Raw genomic sequence first — 16,280 nt, 5'->3', positions numbered from 1 at the left:
GCATGCGCACATTCTGCGGGCTGGCCGCCGCCTTTCTGTTTGCCGTCGCGCCCGGTATCCGGGCGCAGCCCGACAACGCGCCCACGCCGGTGCCGCTGCCGATTCCCATCGCCGCCGCGTCCACGGCCATGCCGCCGCAGGACCTCGACGCCCTGCGCGCCGTGCATGCGCGCGAAATCAACGACCTCAGCACTTTCAAAACGGCGGGCTTGCAGCGCGACGCCATCGACCCCTATCTCGACAGTGCGGCGGGCCGGCAATTCCTGCGCGAACTGCGCGCCGCCGATCTCTATGCGCGGGCCGTCGAACAGCTGGCCTCCGGCAGTACCTTGCCGCAGCTGCAAGCCATGTCGGCCGCGCTCGTGAAAATCGTGCCGCACGGCCAGAGCGTGTCGCCGTATTCGCCGTATTTCACCACCAGCGCGCAGCTGCAGCAGGTGGCGGGCCAGTGCGCCAGCCTGGCCGACTGCTTCGGCTTGCCCTTGAAGAGCGAGGCGCCGCTGTATGATGTGTATCAAGTCATGCCCAAGGGCACCGTCACCGTGTTCGTCAGCCAGGTGGCGCCGACGGAAGAGCTGGGCGGCCTGGTGCGGCGCCGTGGCGGGGCGCAGCAGTATTTGCTGCCGAACCGCAGCCTGTGGTCGGCGCCCGTGCTGGTGGGCACCATCAAGAACTAGGAGGGAATATGGATCAGTCGCGCCTGCAAGCCTGTACTGCTGAACTGCAGCAACTGCTGGCGCGCCTGGCGAGCGCCGATGGGGAAGTGGCCGATTTGCGCAGTGCGCTCGAACCCCTGCTGGCCCTGGCGGGCAGCGGCGCCCTGGCCACGCCGCTGGCCTGGGGCGATATCCCCGGCGGGCGCTATTTCACGGAAGGCGGCTTGCGCCGGTACGCCGACCTCGAGCAGGCGTTTGCGCGCTTCCGCATCGAGGCGACGGGCGGCGCAGCGCCGGCCCTGCGCAAGCTGCGCGGCGAGGATGCCTAGACAGATGGTATCAATTGTTGTTTCTGGGTAATTGATAGTCAGTATTGCTTGACGACAAAATCTTATTCATCGACCATGGCGCATCCCTCCCGATTTCCTTTTTTATTGGATGCACCATGTTGTCCTCCCTTAAGGCGCGGCTGATCGCCATTGCCGTTTCCATCGTCGTGCTGGCCATGCTGGCCGTCGCTATCGCCAACTTCTTCACCACGCGCTCCAGCACCCTGGCCGCGCTCGACACGCAGATGCTGCAGCTGTCGCACAGCCACGCCACGGCCATCGCCGAATGGTTGCGTTCCAAGCAGGCCGTCGTGGCTTCGCTCAAGCAGGGCGCCACGGCGGCCGATCCGCTGCCGGCCCTGAAGGCGGCCGAGCAGGCGGGCACCTTCGACATGGCGTATATCGGCTTTGCCGACAAGCATGCCGTGTTTTCGCAGGAACGCCAGCGCGCGGCCGACTACGATCCCACGGCGCGGCCCTGGTACAAGCAGGCGGCCGCGGCGGGCGGTCCCGTCATCACGCCGCCGTACATCGGCGCCAGCACGGGCAAGCTGGTGGTGACGTTTGCCGAACCGCTGGGCGGCAAGGACAGCGTGGCGGGCGTGCTGGCGGCCGACGTGATGATGGACGCGGTGGTGCAGAACGTCGCCTCGATCAAGCCCACGCCCGCAAGCTACGGCTTTCTCGTCGATGGCGGCGGCAAGATCATCGCCCACCCCGATGGCAAGCTGACCTTGAAGCCGCTGGCCGAGCTCGATGCGGGCCTGAGCGCGCAGGCGCTGGCCGATATCGAAAAGAGCGGCGACGGCGCGGCCATCCGCCTGGACGGGCGCGATGGGATCTTGCACGTGAGTAAGGTGCCGGGCAGCGACTGGCTGCTGGCGACCGTGCTCGATCGCGCGGAAGCGACGCAGGCCCTGAGTTCCATGCTGCGCGCCTCGGCCCTGACGGCCCTGCTGGTGCTGGTCCTGGCCGCCGCCGTCCTCAGCGCGCTGGTGGCGCGCGCCCTGCGCCGCCTGGGCCTCGTGCGCGATGCCATGGAAGCGATCGCCACGGGCGACGGCGACCTGACCAGCCGCCTCGACGCCCAAGGCACGGACGAGCTGGCGCAGATCGCCAAGGCGTTCAACTTATTCGTGGAAAAGATCGCCACCGTGCTGGTGCAGATCCGCAGCATCAGCGCCCTGGTGCGCAGCGAGTCGGCCGACATCGCCGCCGGCAATGCGGACCTGTCCTCGCGCACGGAAGCGCAAGCGGGCGCGCTGGAAGAGACGGCCAGTTCGATGGATGAACTGACGTCGACCGTGAAGCAGAATGCGGAAAATGCGCATGCGGCCAACGAACTGGCCGTGTCCGCTTCGGAAGTGGCGGCCAAGGGCGGCCGGGTGGTGCAGCAGGTGGTGGGCACCATGGCGGGCATCCAGGAAAGCTCGCGCAAGATCGTCGACATCATCGGCGTGATCGACGGCATCGCCTTCCAGACGAATATCCTGGCCCTGAACGCGGCCGTCGAGGCGGCGCGCGCGGGCGAGCAGGGCAGGGGCTTTGCCGTCGTCGCGTCCGAGGTGCGCAACCTGGCGCAGCGCTCCGCCGGTGCGGCCAAGGAAATCAAGGAGCTGATCGGCGACTCGGTGGAGAAAGTGGATGCGGGCGGGCGCCTCGTCGACGAGGCGGGGCAGACCATGGATCAGGTGGTGGCGTCGGTGCAGCAATTGACCGCCATCATGAGCGAGATCACGGTGGCCAGCCGCGAACAGAGCGCCGGCATCGGCGAGATCAATACGGCCGTCACGCACATGGATACCATGACGCAGCAGAACGCCGCCCTCGTCGAGCAGGCGGCGGCCGCCGCGGAAAGCCTGCAGGAGCAGGCCGTGGACCTGGCGCAGGCCGTCGGCATGTTCCGCCTGGGCGATGCGGTCGCGGCCGCGACACCGGCGGCCGTGACGCGCCTCAAGGCGAAGCCGGCCGCCCCTGCCCGCGTGCCCCATGCGCCGGCCCGCGCACTGTCGCCGGCCAGGCCGGCCAAGGCGGCCAAGTCCGGCGCCGACGAGTGGGAAGAGTTTTAAAGTTTCCACTGGAAATGCACGTCTATCCGCGTTTTTGTCAGGCCAGCCTGCCAAAAGCGCAGTTCGTCGCAATCGGCGTGTCGGCCGGGGACGGTATGGCTATAGTGACACCATACCGCAAGCCCACAGCCAGACACCCGAGGAGAACAACATGAGCGTCGCTAAAAACATGGAAATCATTGCCGTTGCCGCCGCCATCCTGGTCAGCGCCAGCTGCTACGCCATCGCGCCAGCCGCGCCGGCCCTGCAAGTGGCCAGCGCCACGGTCACCCAGGCCGCCCCGGCCGGCAAGGCCGCCATGTCCATGCACGTGGTGCAGGTCAAGGCCAAGCGCCTGAGCGCCGCGGAAAAAGCCCGCTTCGCATAAGACCGCTGTCAACACCTGCTGCGCGTGCCGATCTGCGGCCGCCCGCTACGGTTTGGTCAGGCGTCAAAGTGATTGTCAGCCATTTTCCGCGCTGCTAGAGTACCAGGCGTGATGCAATGCCGGTCGCCCCGGGCGGGCGGCCAGACAGATAAAAACAAGATACCGAGGATGCACTACATGAAAAAGACACTGCAACTGGCGCTGCTGTTGCTGGCGACACTGGGCCTGGCGCGCGGCGTGGCCGCCGAGACCCGCCTGCTGGAAATGCGCACCATCGATGCCCGCGTGGTGCGCGTCAAGCTCGATGGCGTGATGGAGGTGCGCATCCGCCAGGGCACCGTGCCCTCGCTGAGCATCACGGCAGACAAGCGCTACATCGCCGACGTCAGCACGGCGCAAAGCGGCGACACCCTGCACATCGAGACGGAAGTGCGCGGCTTCAAGCTCAATCCTGCGTCGATCCGCGCGGAACTGGTCTTGCCGAACCTGCGCGAACTGAGCTCCGAAGGCTTCGGCAGCACGGACATCACGGGCTTCACGGGCGAGGAACTGACCCTGTCGCTGGAAGGGGCGGGCAGCATCAAGGTGGTCGGCGACTACCGCAAGCTCAATGCCAGCCTGGGCGGCGTGGGCAGCATGCAGATCTGGGTCGGCAACAACGAGAGGGCGGACCTGGACCTGCAGGGCGCCGGCTCCGTCGTGCTCGGCGGCCGCGGCCGCCTGCTGAAAGCCAGCCTGGGCGGCCTGGGCAGCCTGAATGCGAAGCAGTTCGAGGCCGATGCCGTCAACCTGGAATTGAGCGGGTTGGGCAACGCCACGGTCAACGCCCACACGAATGCCAGGCTGAACCTGAGCGGACTCGGCTCGGTGGTGGTGTACGGCAAGCCGGCCAACCGCGATGTCAGCGTCGATGGCCTGGGCAAGGTCAGCTGGAAGTAAGCGCGGCCAAGCCTGGGTATTTTCAGGCTGGATAAGAAAAAGCAGTGAGACTACATCCCAATCCGATGAAAAAACTGATCATTACATTATGCATGCTGTGTGTCATACAGCTACCCGCGCGGGCCGGCTTCGTCGAAGGTGCCAGTGCCTACAACAACAAGAACTACGCCCTGGCCTACAAGGAAATCTTGCCCTTGGCCAAGGCCGGCAATGCCGATGCCCAGCACTTGCTGGGCTTGATGTATTACATGGGGCGGGGCTTGCCGCAGGATTACAAGCAAGCCATGTTCTGGCACCGCAAGGCGGCCGAGCAGGGCAAGGCCGACGCCCAGTACGTGGTGGGCGCCATGTATTACACGGGCAATGCCGTGCTGCAGGACCACAAGCAGGCCGTGGGCTGGTTCCGCAAGGCGGCCGAACAGAATCACGCGGAAGCGCAGCAGGTGCTGGGCCTGATGTACCGCTACCACATGGGCGGCGTGCAGCAGGATAACGTCATCGCCTACATGCTGTGGAACCTGGCGGCGGCGAACGGCAATGCGAATGCGGCCGACCAGCGCGCCGCCGTCGTGCGCAAGATGACGCATGAGCAGGTCGAGGAGGGCCAGGCCCTGTCCGCCAAGTGGAAGCCGGGCACCCCCTTGCCGCGGCAATCGAAAACGGGCGGCGGCTGACGGGCGGTGGTCTGCAAGGGCGGGCGGCTTGGCGTACAATCGCCGTTTTCCCCCTTGAAAGAGTCCCGCCATGCGTGCAGTTGCCATCAGCCAGCCCGGTCCCGCCGACGTTTTGCAGGTTGTCGAATGTCCCGTCCCCGCCTTCAAGGCGGGTGAACTGCTGATCAAGGTGCACGCGGCCGGCATCAACCGTCCCGACGTGCTGCAACGCCTGGGCAAGTATGCGCCGCCGGCCGGCGCATCCGACTTGCCGGGCCTGGAAGTGGCGGGCGAAATCGTCGATGGCGATTTCACCGGCACGGCATTCAGGAAGGGCGACCTGGTCTGCGCGCTGGTGCAGGGCGGCGGCTATGCCGAATACTGCGCCGCGCCCGCCGGCCAGTGCCTGCCCTTGCCCCAAGGCTTGACGGCGCTGGAAGGCGCGTCCCTGCCGGAAAACTTCTTTACCGTCTGGAGCAATGTCTTCGACCGCTGCGCGCTGGCCGACGGCGAAACCCTGCTGGTGCAGGGCGGCACGTCGGGCATCGGCGTGACGGCCATCCAGCTGGCGGCGGCCCTCGGCCACCGCGTCTTCGCCACGGCGGGCAGCGACGAGAAGGCGCGCGCCTGCGAGGCGCTGGGCGCCGAACGGGGCATCAATTACCGCACGGAAGATTTCGTTGCCGTCGTCAAGGAATTGACCAATGGCAAGGGCGTCGACGTCATCCTCGACATGGTGGGCGGCGACTACCTGCCGCGCGAGATCGCCTGCCTGGCCGACGATGGCCGCATCAGCCTCATCGCCGTGCAGGGCGGCACCAAGGCGGAACTGGACCTGGGTACCTTGCTGCGCCGCCGCCTGACGGTGACCGGTTCCACCCTGCGTCCCCGTTCCGTTGCGTTCAAGGCCGCCATCGCGCAGCAGTTGCGCGCGACCGTCTGGCCCCTGATCGAGGCGGGCAAGGTCAAGCCCGTGATCTACAAAACTTTCCCATTGGAAAAAGCCAACGAGGCGCATGCGCTGATGGAAGCGAGCACGCACGTGGGCAAGATCATGTTGCAAGTTGCCTGAAACGGGGCACTGCCTGTTTGACCGGCATCGGTGCTGGAGTTAGAATGACGGGTTATTAGAATTTAGGCTACTATGCGTCGCAAACTCGTCGTCGGAAATTGGAAAATGAACGGCAGTCGCACCTCGAACGCGGTGTTATTGTCTGAAATAGTTGCTGGTCTGGCTGCCTCGGGCGCCGCCAGCGCCGTCTGTGTGCCTGCGCCGTATCTGGCGCAGTGCCAGGCGCAATTGGCAGGCTCGGCCCTGGCCTGGGGCGCGCAGGACGTGTCGGCCCATGCGGGCGGCGCGTACACGGGAGAAATCTCGACCGCCATGCTGCAGGATTTCGGCTGCAGCTATGTGGTGATCGGGCATTCCGAGCGCCGCGCCTACCACGGCGAGAGCGATGCGCAGGTGGCGGCCAAGACGGTTGCCGCGCTGGCGGCAGGCATCACGCCTATCGTCTGCATCGGCGAGACGCTGGCGCAGCGCGAAGCGGGCCAGACCGACGCCGTCGTGGCGCAGCAGCTGGGCGCCGTGCTGGCGGCCATCGCCGCCGACGACGTGGCGAAACTGGTGCTGGCCTATGAACCGGTCTGGGCCATCGGCACGGGCAAGACGGCCACGCCGCAGATGGCGCAGGACGTGCATCAGGTATTGCGCAGCCAGCTGGCGGCAAAGAATGCGGTAGCGGCCGCCGGCGTGCAGATCCTGTACGGCGGCAGCATGAAGCCGGAGAACGCAAAAGAATTGATGGCGATGCCGGATATCGATGGCGGTCTGATCGGTGGAGCAGCATTGAAGGCGGCGGATTTCCTGGCAATTATTCACGCCGCTGATTGAATTAATTTAAACTGAGAATGGAATTGCAATGAACATGATGTTCAATCTGGTAGTGGTGGTACAGGTTATTTCGGCATTGTCGATTATCGCGCTGGTGTTGCTGCAGCACGGCAAGGGCGCCGACATGGGGGCCGCCTTCGGTTCGGGCGCCTCGGGCAGCCTGTTCGGTGCGACGGGTTCGTCGAACTTCATGTCCAAGTCGACGGGCGTTGCCGCCGCGATCTTCTTCGGCGCCACTCTGGCCCTGTCGCTGATGGCGAACCAGCGCGCCACCACGGTAGGCGGCGGCGTGATGGACAAGGTCGTCAAGCCAGTGCCGGTCACCGGCGCGGGCGCGATCCCGACGACGGTGCCTGCGGCCCCGGCTGCCAGCGCTCCGGCGGCGGCAGCTCCCGTTGCCAGCACCCCGGCCGGCGCGATTCCGAAGTAATTCTGTATCAGCTCGATACCTCATCGAGAGTAATTCTCATTACGGGCAGATTATTGCTCAATGTTTTAGCAGTGCGGCAGGAAAAAATCGTGGCGCGCTGGAAGATGTAAAAATTTATCGTTTTTATCTGTGTTTTGATGCATTTGTGCATTAACTTTAGCGGCAAAGCAGAGTAGAATACGGGCCTTACCGCCGACGTGGTGAAATTGGTAGACACGCTATCTTGAGGGGGTAGTGGCGAAAGCTGTACGAGTTCGAGTCTCGTCGTCGGCACCAGAAATCAGAAGCCAGCAACGGCGCACGAGCCATGGCTCGTACAAAGTTGCTGGCTTTTTTTACGAGGATGTGTCGTTCGATCCTGGTCTTAGCTTTGATTGGGGTCGTGCGTTAGATACGCTGCAAATGATCGCAGCGTCCTCATTTAACCGATCGTTCAATATAAGCTTATCAATCGTGAACCTCGAAAATTACTTCCCCGTCCTGCTGTTCATTCTTATCGGCCTTGGTGTCGGTATCGCTCCCCAGCTCCTGGGGCGCCTGTTAGGTCCTAACAAGCCTGACGCAGCAAAACTCTCCCCGTACGAATGTGGCTTTGAAGCATTCGAAGACGCGCGCATGAAATTCGATGTGCGCTACTATCTGGTCGCAATCCTGTTTATTTTGTTCGATCTGGAAACGGCATTCTTTTTCCCATGGGGCGTTGCAATGCGCGACCTGGGCTGGGCCGGTTTCGTCACGATGATGGTGTTCATCGCTGAATTCGTGGTCGGATTTTGGTACATTTGGAAGAAAGGTGCCCTTGACTGGGAATAAGCCATGGCTATTGAAGGCGTATTAAGCGAAGGTTTCATCACCACCTCGGCCGACAAGCTGATCAACTGGGCGCGCACCGGGTCTATGTTCCCGATGACGTTCGGTCTGGCCTGCTGTGCGGTCGAAATGATGCATGTGGGCGCAGCCCGCTACGATATGGACCGTTTCGGCGTCGTGTTCCGTCCGTCGCCGCGTCAGTCCGACGTCATGATCGTTGCCGGTACCCTGTGCAACAAGATGGCGCCGGCCCTGCGCAAGGTCTACGACCAGATGGCAGAGCCACGCTGGGTCATCTCGATGGGTTCCTGCGCCAATGGCGGCGGGTACTACCATTACTCCTACTCCGTGGTGCGCGGCTGCGACCGCATCGTGCCCGTCGACGTGTATGTGCCTGGCTGTCCTCCGACCGCTGAAGCCTTGCTGTACGGCATCATGCAGTTGCAGAACAAGATCAAGCGTACCAGCACGATCGCACGCTAACCGGGCCGCTTCAGATTATGACAACACATTTAGAAGTATTGCAAAACGCCCTCGGCACTGCCCTGGGCGAACGCGTTAGCACGACCGTTACCCTGGGCGAAGTCACCTTGCTGGTCAAGGCGGAAGACTACCTGGGCGTGATGCAGACCCTGCGCGACGATCCGACCCTGCATTTCGAGCAATTGATCGATCTGTGCGGCGTCGACTACTCGACCTACGGCGATGGCAGCTGGGATGGCCTGCGTTACGCGGCCGTTTCGCATTTGCTGTCGGTCAAGCACAACTGGCGCGTGCGCGTGCGCGTGTTCGCACCGGACGACGACATGCCGCTGCTGCCATCCGTGGTGGGCATCTGGCGTGCCGTCAACTGGTACGAGCGCGAAGCATTCGACCTGCTGGGCATCCTCTTCGAAGGCCACAACGACTTGCGCCGCCTGCTGACCGACTACGGTTTCATCGGCCATCCGTTCCGCAAGGATTTCCCCGTCTCCGGCTATGTCGAGATGCGTTACGATCCGGAACAAAAGCGCGTGATTTACCAGCCCGTGACGATCGAGCCGCGGGAAAACGTGCCGCGCGTGATCCGCGAAGAACATTACGGGATGAAATAATGGCTGAGATTAAGAACTACACCCTGAACTTTGGGCCGCAGCATCCGGCCGCGCACGGCGTGCTGCGCCTGGTGCTGGAGATGGATGGCGAAGTCATCCAGCGTGCCGACCCGCATATCGGCCTGCTGCACCGCGCTACCGAGAAGCTGGCCGAACAGAAGACCTATCTGCAATCCGTGCCGTACATGGACCGTCTCGACTATGTGTCGATGATGTGCAATGAACACGCCTACGTGATGGCCATCGAAAAGATGCTGGGCCTGGAAGTGCCCCTGCGCGCGCAATACATCCGCGTCATGTTCGACGAGATGACGCGTATCCTGAACCACCTGATGTGGCTCGGTACCCACGCGCTGGACGTCGGCGCCATGGGCCCGTTCCTGTATTGCTTCCGCGACCGCGAAGACCTGTTCGACGCCTACGAGGCAGTGTCGGGCGCGCGCATGCACGCGGCCTACTACCGTCCGGGCGGCGTGTACCGCGACCTGCCGGACGCGATGCCGCAGCACAAGGCTTCGATCATCCGCAACGCCAAGGCGATTTCCAAGCTGAATGAAAACCGCCAGGGTTCCCTGCTGGACTTCATCGAAGACTTCGCGCGCCGCTTCCCGAACTCGGTGGACGAGTACGAAACCTTGCTGACCGACAACCGTATCTGGAAACAGCGTACCGTCGGCATCGGCGTCGTCTCGCCGGAAGATGCGCTGGCCATGGGCTTCACGGGCGCCATGCTGCGCGGCTCGGGCGTGCAGTGGGATTTGCGCAAGAAACAGCCGTACGAAGTGTACGACCTGATGGATTTCGACATTCCTATCGGCACCAACGGCGACTGCTACGACCGCTACCTGGTCCGCGTGGAAGAGCTGCGCCAGTCGAACCGCATCATCAAGCAATGCGTGGAGTGGCTGCGCAACAATGAAGGTCCTGTCATGACCAGCAACCGCAAGGTGGCGCCTCCGGGCCGCGTTGACATGAAGACCAACATGGAATCCCTGATTCACCACTTCAAGCTGTTTACGGAAGGTTTCCACGTGCCGCCAGGCGAGGCCTACAGTGCCGTGGAACACCCGAAGGGCGAGTTCGGCGTGTACCTGGTGTCCGATGGCGCCAACAAGCCGTACCGCATGAAACTGCGCGCGCCAGACTACGCCCACTTGCAGTCGCTCGATGAGATGGCGCGTGGGCACATGCTTGCCGACGCCGTGACCATCATCGGTACGCAAGATATCGTGTTCGGCAGTATTGACCGCTAAGAGGCAAAAAGTATGTTGTTATCAGAGCAATGCTATAAGAAAATTGACCGCGAGCTGGCCAAGTACCCGGCCGACCAGCGTCAATCCGCCGTCATGGCCGCGCTGGCCCATGCCCAGGATGAACTGGGCTGGCTGGCGCCGGAAACCATGAAGGAACTGGCCGATTACATCGGCATGCCGGCTATTGCCGTGCAGGAAGTGGCCACGTTCTACAATATGTACAACGTGAAGCCCGTGGGCAAGCACAAGATTACCGTGTGCACCAACCTGCCATGCGCCCTGTCGGGCGGCGTGCGCGCTGCAGACTACCTGAAGCAGAAGCTGGGCATCGATTTCCGCGAAACCACCCCTGACGGCCAGTTCACCCTGGTTGAAGGCGAGTGCATGGGTGCGTGCGGCGATGCGCCTGTCTTGCTGGTCAGCAATAAAACCATGTGCAGCTGGATGTCGAACGAGAAAATCGACGCCATGCTGGAGGAACTCAAGAAATGACGTCACTCCACAACCGCCATATCGATCCATTGATCCTGAAGGATCTGGATGGCAAGAACTGGCATTTGCAAGATTATGTGAACCGCGGCGGCTATTCGGCCCTGCGGCGTATCCTGGAAGAGAAAATCACGCCGGAACAGATCATCGCCGACCTCAAGGCTTCGTCCTTGCGCGGCCGTGGCGGCGCGGGTTTCCCTACCGGCCTGAAGTGGAGCTTCATGCCGCGCCAGTTCCCGGGTCAAAAATACCTCGTCTGCAATACAGATGAAGGCGAACCGGGCACTTTCAAGGACCGCGACATCATTCGTTACAATCCCCATGCGCTGATCGAAGGCATGGCCATTGGCGCGTACGCGATGGGCATCACCGTGGGTTATAACTACATCCACGGCGAGATCTTCCAGGAATACCTGCGTTTCGAAGAAGCGCTGGAAGAGGCGCGCGCCGCCGGTTTCCTGGGCGACAAGATCATGGGCAGCGAGTTCTCGTTCCAGTTGCACGCGCACCATGGTTATGGCGCCTACATCTGCGGCGAAGAAACGGCCCTGCTGGAGTCGCTGGAAGGCAAGAAAGGCCAGCCGCGCTTCAAGCCGCCTTTCCCTGCCTCGTTTGGCCTGTACGGCAAGCCGACGACGATCAACAACACGGAAACCTTCGCGGCCGTGCCATTCGTGCTGAACATCGGTCCAGAGAAATACCTGGCGATGGGCAAGCCGAACAACGGCGGTTCGAAGATCTTCTCGATCTCGGGCGACGTGGAAAAACCGGGCAACTACGAAGTGCCGCTCGGCACCCCGTTTGCGACCCTGCTGGAACTGGCAGGCGGCATGCGCGGTGGCAAAAAGATCAAGGCCGTGATCCCTGGCGGTTCGTCCGCTCCGGTGATCCGCGGCGACATCATGATGCAGACCGACCTGGACTACGACTCGATCGCGAAAGCCGGTTCGATGTTGGGTTCGGGCGCCGTCATCGTGATGGACGAAACACGCTGCATGGTGAAGGCGCTGGAACGCCTGTCCTACTTCTACTTTGAAGAATCGTGCGGCCAGTGTACGCCTTGCCGTGAAGGCACAGGCTGGATGTACCGCATGGTGCATCGCATCGAGCAGGGGCAGGGTCGTCCAGACGACCTGGACATGCTCAACTCGATCGCCGACAACATCCAGGGCCGCACCATTTGCGCGCTGGGCGATGCGGCTGCCATGCCGGTACGGGCCTTCATTAAGAATTTCCGTGAAGAATTTGAATATCATATCGAGCACAAGCATTGCCTAGTGCCCGCATATATCTAAGCTGCGTCAGGTAACGATCACCATGGTTGAAATCGAAATAGACGGCAAAAAAGTCGAAGTCCCTGCTGGTAGCATGGTGATGGACGCCGCCAACAAATTGGGAACCTACATTCCGCACTTCTGCTATCACAAGAAATTGTCGATCGCAGCGAACTGCCGCATGTGCCTGGTCGAAGTGGAAAAGGCGCCGAAGCCTTTGCCCGCTTGCGCGACCCCGGTCAGTGCCGGCATGATCGTGCGCTCTTCCAGCGATAAAGCTGTGCAGGCGCAAAAGTCGGTCATGGAATTCTTGCTGATTAATCACCCGCTCGACTGCCCGATCTGCGATCAGGGCGGCGAGTGCCAGTTGCAAGACTTGGCAGTGGGCTACGGCAAGAGCGAATCGCGCTACAAGGAAGACAAGCGCGTCGTCACGCCGAAGGAAGCCGGTCCGCTGGTGTCCATGCAGGAAATGTCGCGCTGCATCCAGTGCACCCGCTGCGTACGCTTTGGCCAGGAAGTGGCCGGCGTGATGGAGCTGGGCATGATCGGCCGCGGCGAACACTCGGAAATCGTGTCCTTCGTGGGCCAGTCGGTCGACTCCGAACTGTCGGGCAACATGATCGACCTGTGCCCGGTCGGCGCGCTGACGTCGAAGCCGTTCCGCTACAGCGCCCGTACGTGGGAACTGTCGCGCCGCAAATCGGTCAGCCCGCATGACGGCCTCGGTTCGAACCTGATCGTGCAAGTGAAAGCTGGCAAGGTCAAGCGCGTACTGCCGCTGGAAAACGAAGCCGTCAACGAATGCTGGATCTCGGACAAGGACCGTTTCTCGTACGAAGCGCTGGACAGTGCCGAACGCCTGACCTCGCCGATGCTGAAGCAAGGCAACGAGTGGAAGGAAGTCGATTGGCAGACCGCGCTGGAATACGTGGCGCACGGTTTGAAAAATATCAAGCACGAGCATGGCGCCGACGCCATCGCCGCGCTGGCCACGCCGCATTCGACCGTCGAAGAGCTGGTCCTGCTGCAGAAAGTCGTCCACGGCCTCGGTTCCGAGAACGTCGACTTCCGCCTGCGCCAGACCGACTTCGCGCTGGACGCGAACGTCAAGCCATGGCTGGGCATGCCGATCAACGAATTTGGCCAGATCAAGCGCGCCTTCGTCATCGGTTCCTTCCTGCGCAAGGATCACCCGCTGCTGGCGACGCGCTTGCGCGCCTCCGTCAAGGGCGGCGCCAAGCTGTCGATCCTGCACGCCTCCGACGATGATCAGCTGATCACCATCGCCAACAAGATGATCGCCGCGCCGAGTGACTGGCTGGCGGCCTTGTCGGAAGTGGTCGTCGCTGTTGCTAAAGCGAAAGAAATCGCCGCACCAGCCGGTTTCGAAGCGGTTGCCGCTTCGGACGTGGCCGTTGCCATCGCCGCCAGCCTGATGGCCGGCGACAACGGCGCCGTGCTGCTGGGTAATGCGGCAACGCAACACCCGCAAGCGTCGCAACTGCATGCTGCCGCGCAATGGATCGCCGAACAGACGGGCGCCAAGCTGGGTTACCTGACGGAAGCGGCCAACACGGTCGGCGCGCACCTGGTCGCCAAGCCGCGCGCCAACGTGCAAGCTGCCTTTGCCGCGCCGAAAAAAGCCTACGTGCTGTTGCACGCCGAGCCGGAACTCGATAGCGCCAATCCACAGGCGGCCCGCGCCGCCCTGGACAAGGCCGAGATGGTCGTGGCGATGTCGGCCTTCAAGCATGGCATGGATTATGCCGACGTCTTGCTGCCGATCGCTCCGTTCGCTGAAACCTCGGGCACCTTCGTCAACTGCGAAGGCCGCGCGCAAAGCTTCAACGGCACCGTGAAACCGCTGGCGGAAACCCGTCCGGCCTGGAAAGTGCTGCGCGTCCTGGGCAACATCCTGGGCCTGGCCGGTTTCGACTACGACACTTCCGAAGCGATCCGCGACGAAGCGTTCGGTGCCGGCGTGACCGACCTGTCGGCACAGCTGAACAACATCGCCAGGAACGCGCCGGAAGCGGCGACGTACGCTCCGGCTTCGCCTGCGCTGCAACGCATCGCCGACGTGCCGATCTACTTCGCCGACGCCCTGGTACGCCGCTCCGAACCGCTGCTGCGCACGGTCGATGGCGCCGCGCCGCAAGCCCATCTGTCGCCAGCATTGGCCGAAAAGCTGGGCATCAAGGCCGGCGACAAGGTCAAAGTGGCGCAAGGCTCCGGCAGCGCCATCCTGGTGGCGGCACTCCATGCCGGCCTGCCAGCCAATGTGGTCAAGGTGTCGGCGGCGCATGCCTCGACGGCTAGCCTGGGCGGCATGTTCGGTGACATCACAGTTGAAACAGCAGAGGGGAAAATCTGATGGCTCTGCCTGAATTTGTAAACGTCATCAACAACGGCGGCAAAGAACTGCTGGGCGGTAGCTGGCCATTCTTCTGGACCCTGATCAAGATCGTCTGCGTGCTGCTGCCGCTGATGGGCCTGGTTGCCTACCTGACCTTGTGGGAACGCAAACTGATCGGCTGGATCCAGATCCGCGTCGGCCCGAACCGCGTGGGCCCGCTGGGCTTGCTGCAACCGATCGCCGATGCCCTGAAACTCTTGTTCAAAGAGATCATCATCCCGTCCAAGGCCGCCAAGGGCCTGTTCGTGATCGGCCCGATCATGACCATCATGCCGGCCCTGGCCGCCTGGTCGGTCGTGCCCTTCGGTCCGGAAGCCGTGCTGGCCAACGTCAACGCAGGCTTGCTGATGCTGCTGGCGATTACCTCGATGGAAGTCTACGGCATCATCATCGCCGGCTGGGCCTCGAACTCGAAGTACTCGTTCATGGGCGCCATGCGCGCTTCGGCACAGATGATCTCGTACGAAATCCCGATGGGCTTCGTGATGGTCATCGTGCTGATGGTTTCGGGCAGCCTGAACTTCATCGACATCGTCGGCGGCCAGCAAATCGGCTTCTTCGCCGACAAGGGCGTGAACTTCCTGTCGTGGAACTGGCTGCCGCTGCTGCCGATGTTCGTCATCTACCTGGTGTCGGGCCTGGCTGAAGCCAACCGTCACCCGTTCGACGTCGTCGAAGGCGAGTCGGAAATCGTGGCCGGCCACATGGTCGAGTACTCGGGCATGGCCTACGCCATGTTCATGCTGGCCGAATACGCCAACATGATCCTGATCGGCGCCCTGGCTTCGATCATGTTCCTCGGCGGCTGGTCCGCACCGTTTGCCTTCCTCGAGTTCTGGGGCGGTTTCGGCGGCTTCTTCTGGCTGTTTGCAAAAACCTTCTTCATCGTGTCGGTGTTCATCTGGGTGCGCGGTACTTTCCCACGCTACCGTTATGACCAGATCATGCGCCTCGGTTGGAAAGTGTTTATCCCGTTGACGCTGGTCTACCTGGTCTTCGTCGCTGCCTGGATGCAGACATCCTGGAATATTTGGAAGTAAGAGAGTGCATACGAATGGATAAGGTAAAAGATTTCTTCAGCAGCCTCTTGTTAGGCGAGCTGATCAAGGGCATGGCGCTGACAGGCAAGTACATGTTTTCGCGCAAGATCACGGTGCAATTCCCGGAAGAGAAGACACCGATCTCGCCGCGTTTCCGTGGCTTGCACGCGCTGCGCCGCTACCCGAACGGCGAGGAACGTTGCATCGCCTGCAAACTGTGCGAAGCGGTTTGCCCGGCGATGGCCATCACGATCGAATCGGAACAGCGTGACGACGGTTCGCGCCGCACCACGCGTTACGATATCGACTTGACCAAGTGCATCTTCTGCGGTTTCTGCGAAGAGTCCTGCCCGGTCGATTCGATCGTCGAGACGCAAATCCTGGAATACCACGGCGAGAAACGCGGGGATTTGTATTACACGAAAGAGATGTTGCTGGCCGTGGGCGATCGTTATGAAAATGACATCGCCGCTGCGCGCGCCGCCGACGCACCTTATCGCTGATGGATGCGCCGCAGCTGAGAAGCTGCGGCGCGCCCCTCGTTCATCTGTACGTCTATTGGGT

Annotated in this window: 18 protein-coding genes and 1 tRNA gene; all 19 read left to right on the top strand. The window is 62.4% G+C overall.

What is annotated here, in order from left to right; translation table 11 throughout:
• Positions 1 to 2: 2 nt before the first annotated feature.
• The 19 genes from EBS11_RS19640 to nuoI all read left to right on the top strand — a co-directional run bounded on the left by EBS11_RS19640 (position 3) and on the right by nuoI (position 16,219).
• Positions 3 to 677, top strand: a complete 675-nt coding sequence (locus tag EBS11_RS19640; protein WP_290605542.1) for a hypothetical protein — start codon at positions 3 to 5, stop codon at positions 675 to 677.
• Positions 678 to 685: 8 nt separating this feature from the next.
• Entirely contained in the window at positions 686 to 985 is a 300-nt protein-coding gene (locus EBS11_RS19635) for a hypothetical protein (protein WP_290605540.1), read from the top strand.
• A gap of 116 nt (positions 986 to 1,101) precedes the next feature.
• Positions 1,102 to 3,054, top strand: a complete 1,953-nt coding sequence (locus EBS11_RS19630; RefSeq protein WP_290605539.1) for a methyl-accepting chemotaxis protein — start codon at positions 1,102 to 1,104, stop codon at positions 3,052 to 3,054.
• A gap of 151 nt (positions 3,055 to 3,205) precedes the next feature.
• Positions 3,206 to 3,421 (top strand): hypothetical protein, encoded by a 216-nt coding sequence (locus EBS11_RS19625; RefSeq protein WP_290605538.1) that lies wholly within the window; start codon positions 3,206 to 3,208, stop codon positions 3,419 to 3,421.
• A 177-nt stretch (positions 3,422 to 3,598) separates the two neighbouring features.
• Positions 3,599 to 4,360 (top strand): DUF2807 domain-containing protein, encoded by a 762-nt coding sequence (locus EBS11_RS19620; protein ID WP_290605537.1) that lies wholly within the window; start codon positions 3,599 to 3,601, stop codon positions 4,358 to 4,360.
• A 65-nt stretch (positions 4,361 to 4,425) separates the two neighbouring features.
• Positions 4,426 to 5,034 (top strand): tetratricopeptide repeat protein, encoded by a 609-nt coding sequence (locus EBS11_RS19615; RefSeq protein ID WP_290605569.1) that lies wholly within the window; start codon positions 4,426 to 4,428, stop codon positions 5,032 to 5,034.
• Between the two features lie 70 nt (positions 5,035 to 5,104).
• A complete protein-coding gene (locus tag EBS11_RS19610; protein ID WP_290605535.1) occupies positions 5,105 to 6,085 on the top strand; it encodes an NAD(P)H-quinone oxidoreductase in 981 nt (326 codons plus the stop codon).
• Positions 6,086 to 6,157: 72 nt separating this feature from the next.
• Positions 6,158 to 6,907, top strand: coding sequence for a triose-phosphate isomerase (gene tpiA, locus EBS11_RS19605; RefSeq protein WP_290605533.1), 750 nt, complete (start codon positions 6,158 to 6,160; stop codon positions 6,905 to 6,907).
• A 28-nt stretch (positions 6,908 to 6,935) separates the two neighbouring features.
• Positions 6,936 to 7,337: a preprotein translocase subunit SecG gene (secG, locus tag EBS11_RS19600; protein WP_035820525.1), complete on the top strand. Its 402-nt coding sequence runs from the start codon at positions 6,936 to 6,938 to the stop codon at positions 7,335 to 7,337.
• A 191-nt stretch (positions 7,338 to 7,528) separates the two neighbouring features.
• A tRNA-Leu gene (locus EBS11_RS19595) sits at positions 7,529 to 7,613 on the top strand.
• Between the two features lie 177 nt (positions 7,614 to 7,790).
• Positions 7,791 to 8,150 (top strand): NADH-quinone oxidoreductase subunit A, encoded by a 360-nt coding sequence (locus tag EBS11_RS19590; protein ID WP_092796969.1) that lies wholly within the window; start codon positions 7,791 to 7,793, stop codon positions 8,148 to 8,150.
• 3 nt (positions 8,151 to 8,153) lie between these two features.
• The gene (locus EBS11_RS19585; protein WP_010399733.1) at positions 8,154 to 8,630 is read left to right on the top strand and encodes an NADH-quinone oxidoreductase subunit B; all 477 of its coding nucleotides are present in this window, start codon (positions 8,154 to 8,156) and stop codon (positions 8,628 to 8,630) included.
• Positions 8,631 to 8,647: 17 nt separating this feature from the next.
• The gene (locus EBS11_RS19580; RefSeq protein WP_290605529.1) at positions 8,648 to 9,241 is read left to right on the top strand and encodes an NADH-quinone oxidoreductase subunit C; all 594 of its coding nucleotides are present in this window, start codon (positions 8,648 to 8,650) and stop codon (positions 9,239 to 9,241) included.
• Positions 9,241 to 10,494 (top strand): NADH-quinone oxidoreductase subunit D, encoded by a 1,254-nt coding sequence (locus tag EBS11_RS19575; protein WP_010399731.1) that lies wholly within the window; start codon positions 9,241 to 9,243, stop codon positions 10,492 to 10,494. The genes EBS11_RS19580 and EBS11_RS19575 overlap by 1 nt, the downstream gene beginning before the upstream one ends.
• A gap of 12 nt (positions 10,495 to 10,506) precedes the next feature.
• A complete protein-coding gene (nuoE, locus tag EBS11_RS19570) occupies positions 10,507 to 10,986 on the top strand; it encodes an NADH-quinone oxidoreductase subunit NuoE (protein WP_034779513.1) in 480 nt (159 codons plus the stop codon).
• Positions 10,983 to 12,278: an NADH-quinone oxidoreductase subunit NuoF gene (gene nuoF / locus EBS11_RS19565; protein WP_010399729.1), complete on the top strand. Its 1,296-nt coding sequence runs from the start codon at positions 10,983 to 10,985 to the stop codon at positions 12,276 to 12,278. The genes nuoE and nuoF overlap by 4 nt, the downstream gene beginning before the upstream one ends.
• A 22-nt stretch (positions 12,279 to 12,300) precedes the next feature.
• A complete protein-coding gene (gene nuoG, locus EBS11_RS19560) occupies positions 12,301 to 14,634 on the top strand; it encodes an NADH-quinone oxidoreductase subunit NuoG (protein ID WP_290605525.1) in 2,334 nt (777 codons plus the stop codon).
• The gene (nuoH, locus tag EBS11_RS19555) at positions 14,634 to 15,716 is read left to right on the top strand and encodes an NADH-quinone oxidoreductase subunit NuoH (protein WP_290605524.1); all 1,083 of its coding nucleotides are present in this window, start codon (positions 14,634 to 14,636) and stop codon (positions 15,714 to 15,716) included. Before nuoG ends, nuoH begins: the two co-directional genes overlap by 1 nt.
• A 14-nt stretch (positions 15,717 to 15,730) precedes the next feature.
• On the top strand, positions 15,731 to 16,219 hold the full coding sequence (gene nuoI, locus EBS11_RS19550; protein ID WP_010399726.1) for an NADH-quinone oxidoreductase subunit NuoI: 489 nt from the start codon (positions 15,731 to 15,733) through the stop codon (positions 16,217 to 16,219).
• Positions 16,220 to 16,280 lie beyond the last annotated feature (61 nt).

This window comes from Janthinobacterium sp., assembly GCF_009923995.1.
In the GTDB taxonomy this organism is placed as follows: domain Bacteria; phylum Pseudomonadota; class Gammaproteobacteria; order Burkholderiales; family Burkholderiaceae_D; genus Janthinobacterium.
The sequence above is the reverse complement of the archived record's forward strand: the minus strand, read 5'-3'. Positions and strand labels throughout refer to the sequence as shown.

Excerpts from the sequence above, each read along its gene's own strand:
- EBS11_RS19640 (WP_290605542.1), top strand. The coding sequence starts at position 3 with ATGCGCACATTCTGCGGGCTGGCCGCCGCCTTTCTGTTTGCCGTCGCG.
- EBS11_RS19635 (WP_290605540.1), top strand. The coding sequence starts at position 686 with ATGGATCAGTCGCGCCTGCAAGCCTGTACTGCTGAACTGCAGCAACTG.
- EBS11_RS19630 (WP_290605539.1), top strand. The coding sequence starts at position 1,102 with ATGTTGTCCTCCCTTAAGGCGCGGCTGATCGCCATTGCCGTTTCCATC.
- EBS11_RS19625 (WP_290605538.1), top strand. The coding sequence starts at position 3,206 with ATGAGCGTCGCTAAAAACATGGAAATCATTGCCGTTGCCGCCGCCATC.
- EBS11_RS19620 (WP_290605537.1), top strand. The coding sequence starts at position 3,599 with ATGAAAAAGACACTGCAACTGGCGCTGCTGTTGCTGGCGACACTGGGC.
- EBS11_RS19615 (WP_290605569.1), top strand. The coding sequence starts at position 4,426 with ATGAAAAAACTGATCATTACATTATGCATGCTGTGTGTCATACAGCTA.
- EBS11_RS19610 (WP_290605535.1), top strand. The coding sequence starts at position 5,105 with ATGCGTGCAGTTGCCATCAGCCAGCCCGGTCCCGCCGACGTTTTGCAG.
- tpiA (WP_290605533.1), top strand. The coding sequence starts at position 6,158 with ATGCGTCGCAAACTCGTCGTCGGAAATTGGAAAATGAACGGCAGTCGC.
- secG (WP_035820525.1), top strand. The coding sequence starts at position 6,936 with ATGAACATGATGTTCAATCTGGTAGTGGTGGTACAGGTTATTTCGGCA.
- EBS11_RS19585 (WP_010399733.1), top strand. The coding sequence starts at position 8,154 with ATGGCTATTGAAGGCGTATTAAGCGAAGGTTTCATCACCACCTCGGCC.
- EBS11_RS19580 (WP_290605529.1), top strand. The coding sequence starts at position 8,648 with ATGACAACACATTTAGAAGTATTGCAAAACGCCCTCGGCACTGCCCTG.
- EBS11_RS19575 (WP_010399731.1), top strand. The coding sequence starts at position 9,241 with ATGGCTGAGATTAAGAACTACACCCTGAACTTTGGGCCGCAGCATCCG.
- nuoE (WP_034779513.1), top strand. The coding sequence starts at position 10,507 with ATGTTGTTATCAGAGCAATGCTATAAGAAAATTGACCGCGAGCTGGCC.
- nuoF (WP_010399729.1), top strand. The coding sequence starts at position 10,983 with ATGACGTCACTCCACAACCGCCATATCGATCCATTGATCCTGAAGGAT.
- nuoG (WP_290605525.1), top strand. The coding sequence starts at position 12,301 with ATGGTTGAAATCGAAATAGACGGCAAAAAAGTCGAAGTCCCTGCTGGT.
- nuoH (WP_290605524.1), top strand. The coding sequence starts at position 14,634 with ATGGCTCTGCCTGAATTTGTAAACGTCATCAACAACGGCGGCAAAGAA.
- nuoI (WP_010399726.1), top strand. The coding sequence starts at position 15,731 with ATGGATAAGGTAAAAGATTTCTTCAGCAGCCTCTTGTTAGGCGAGCTG.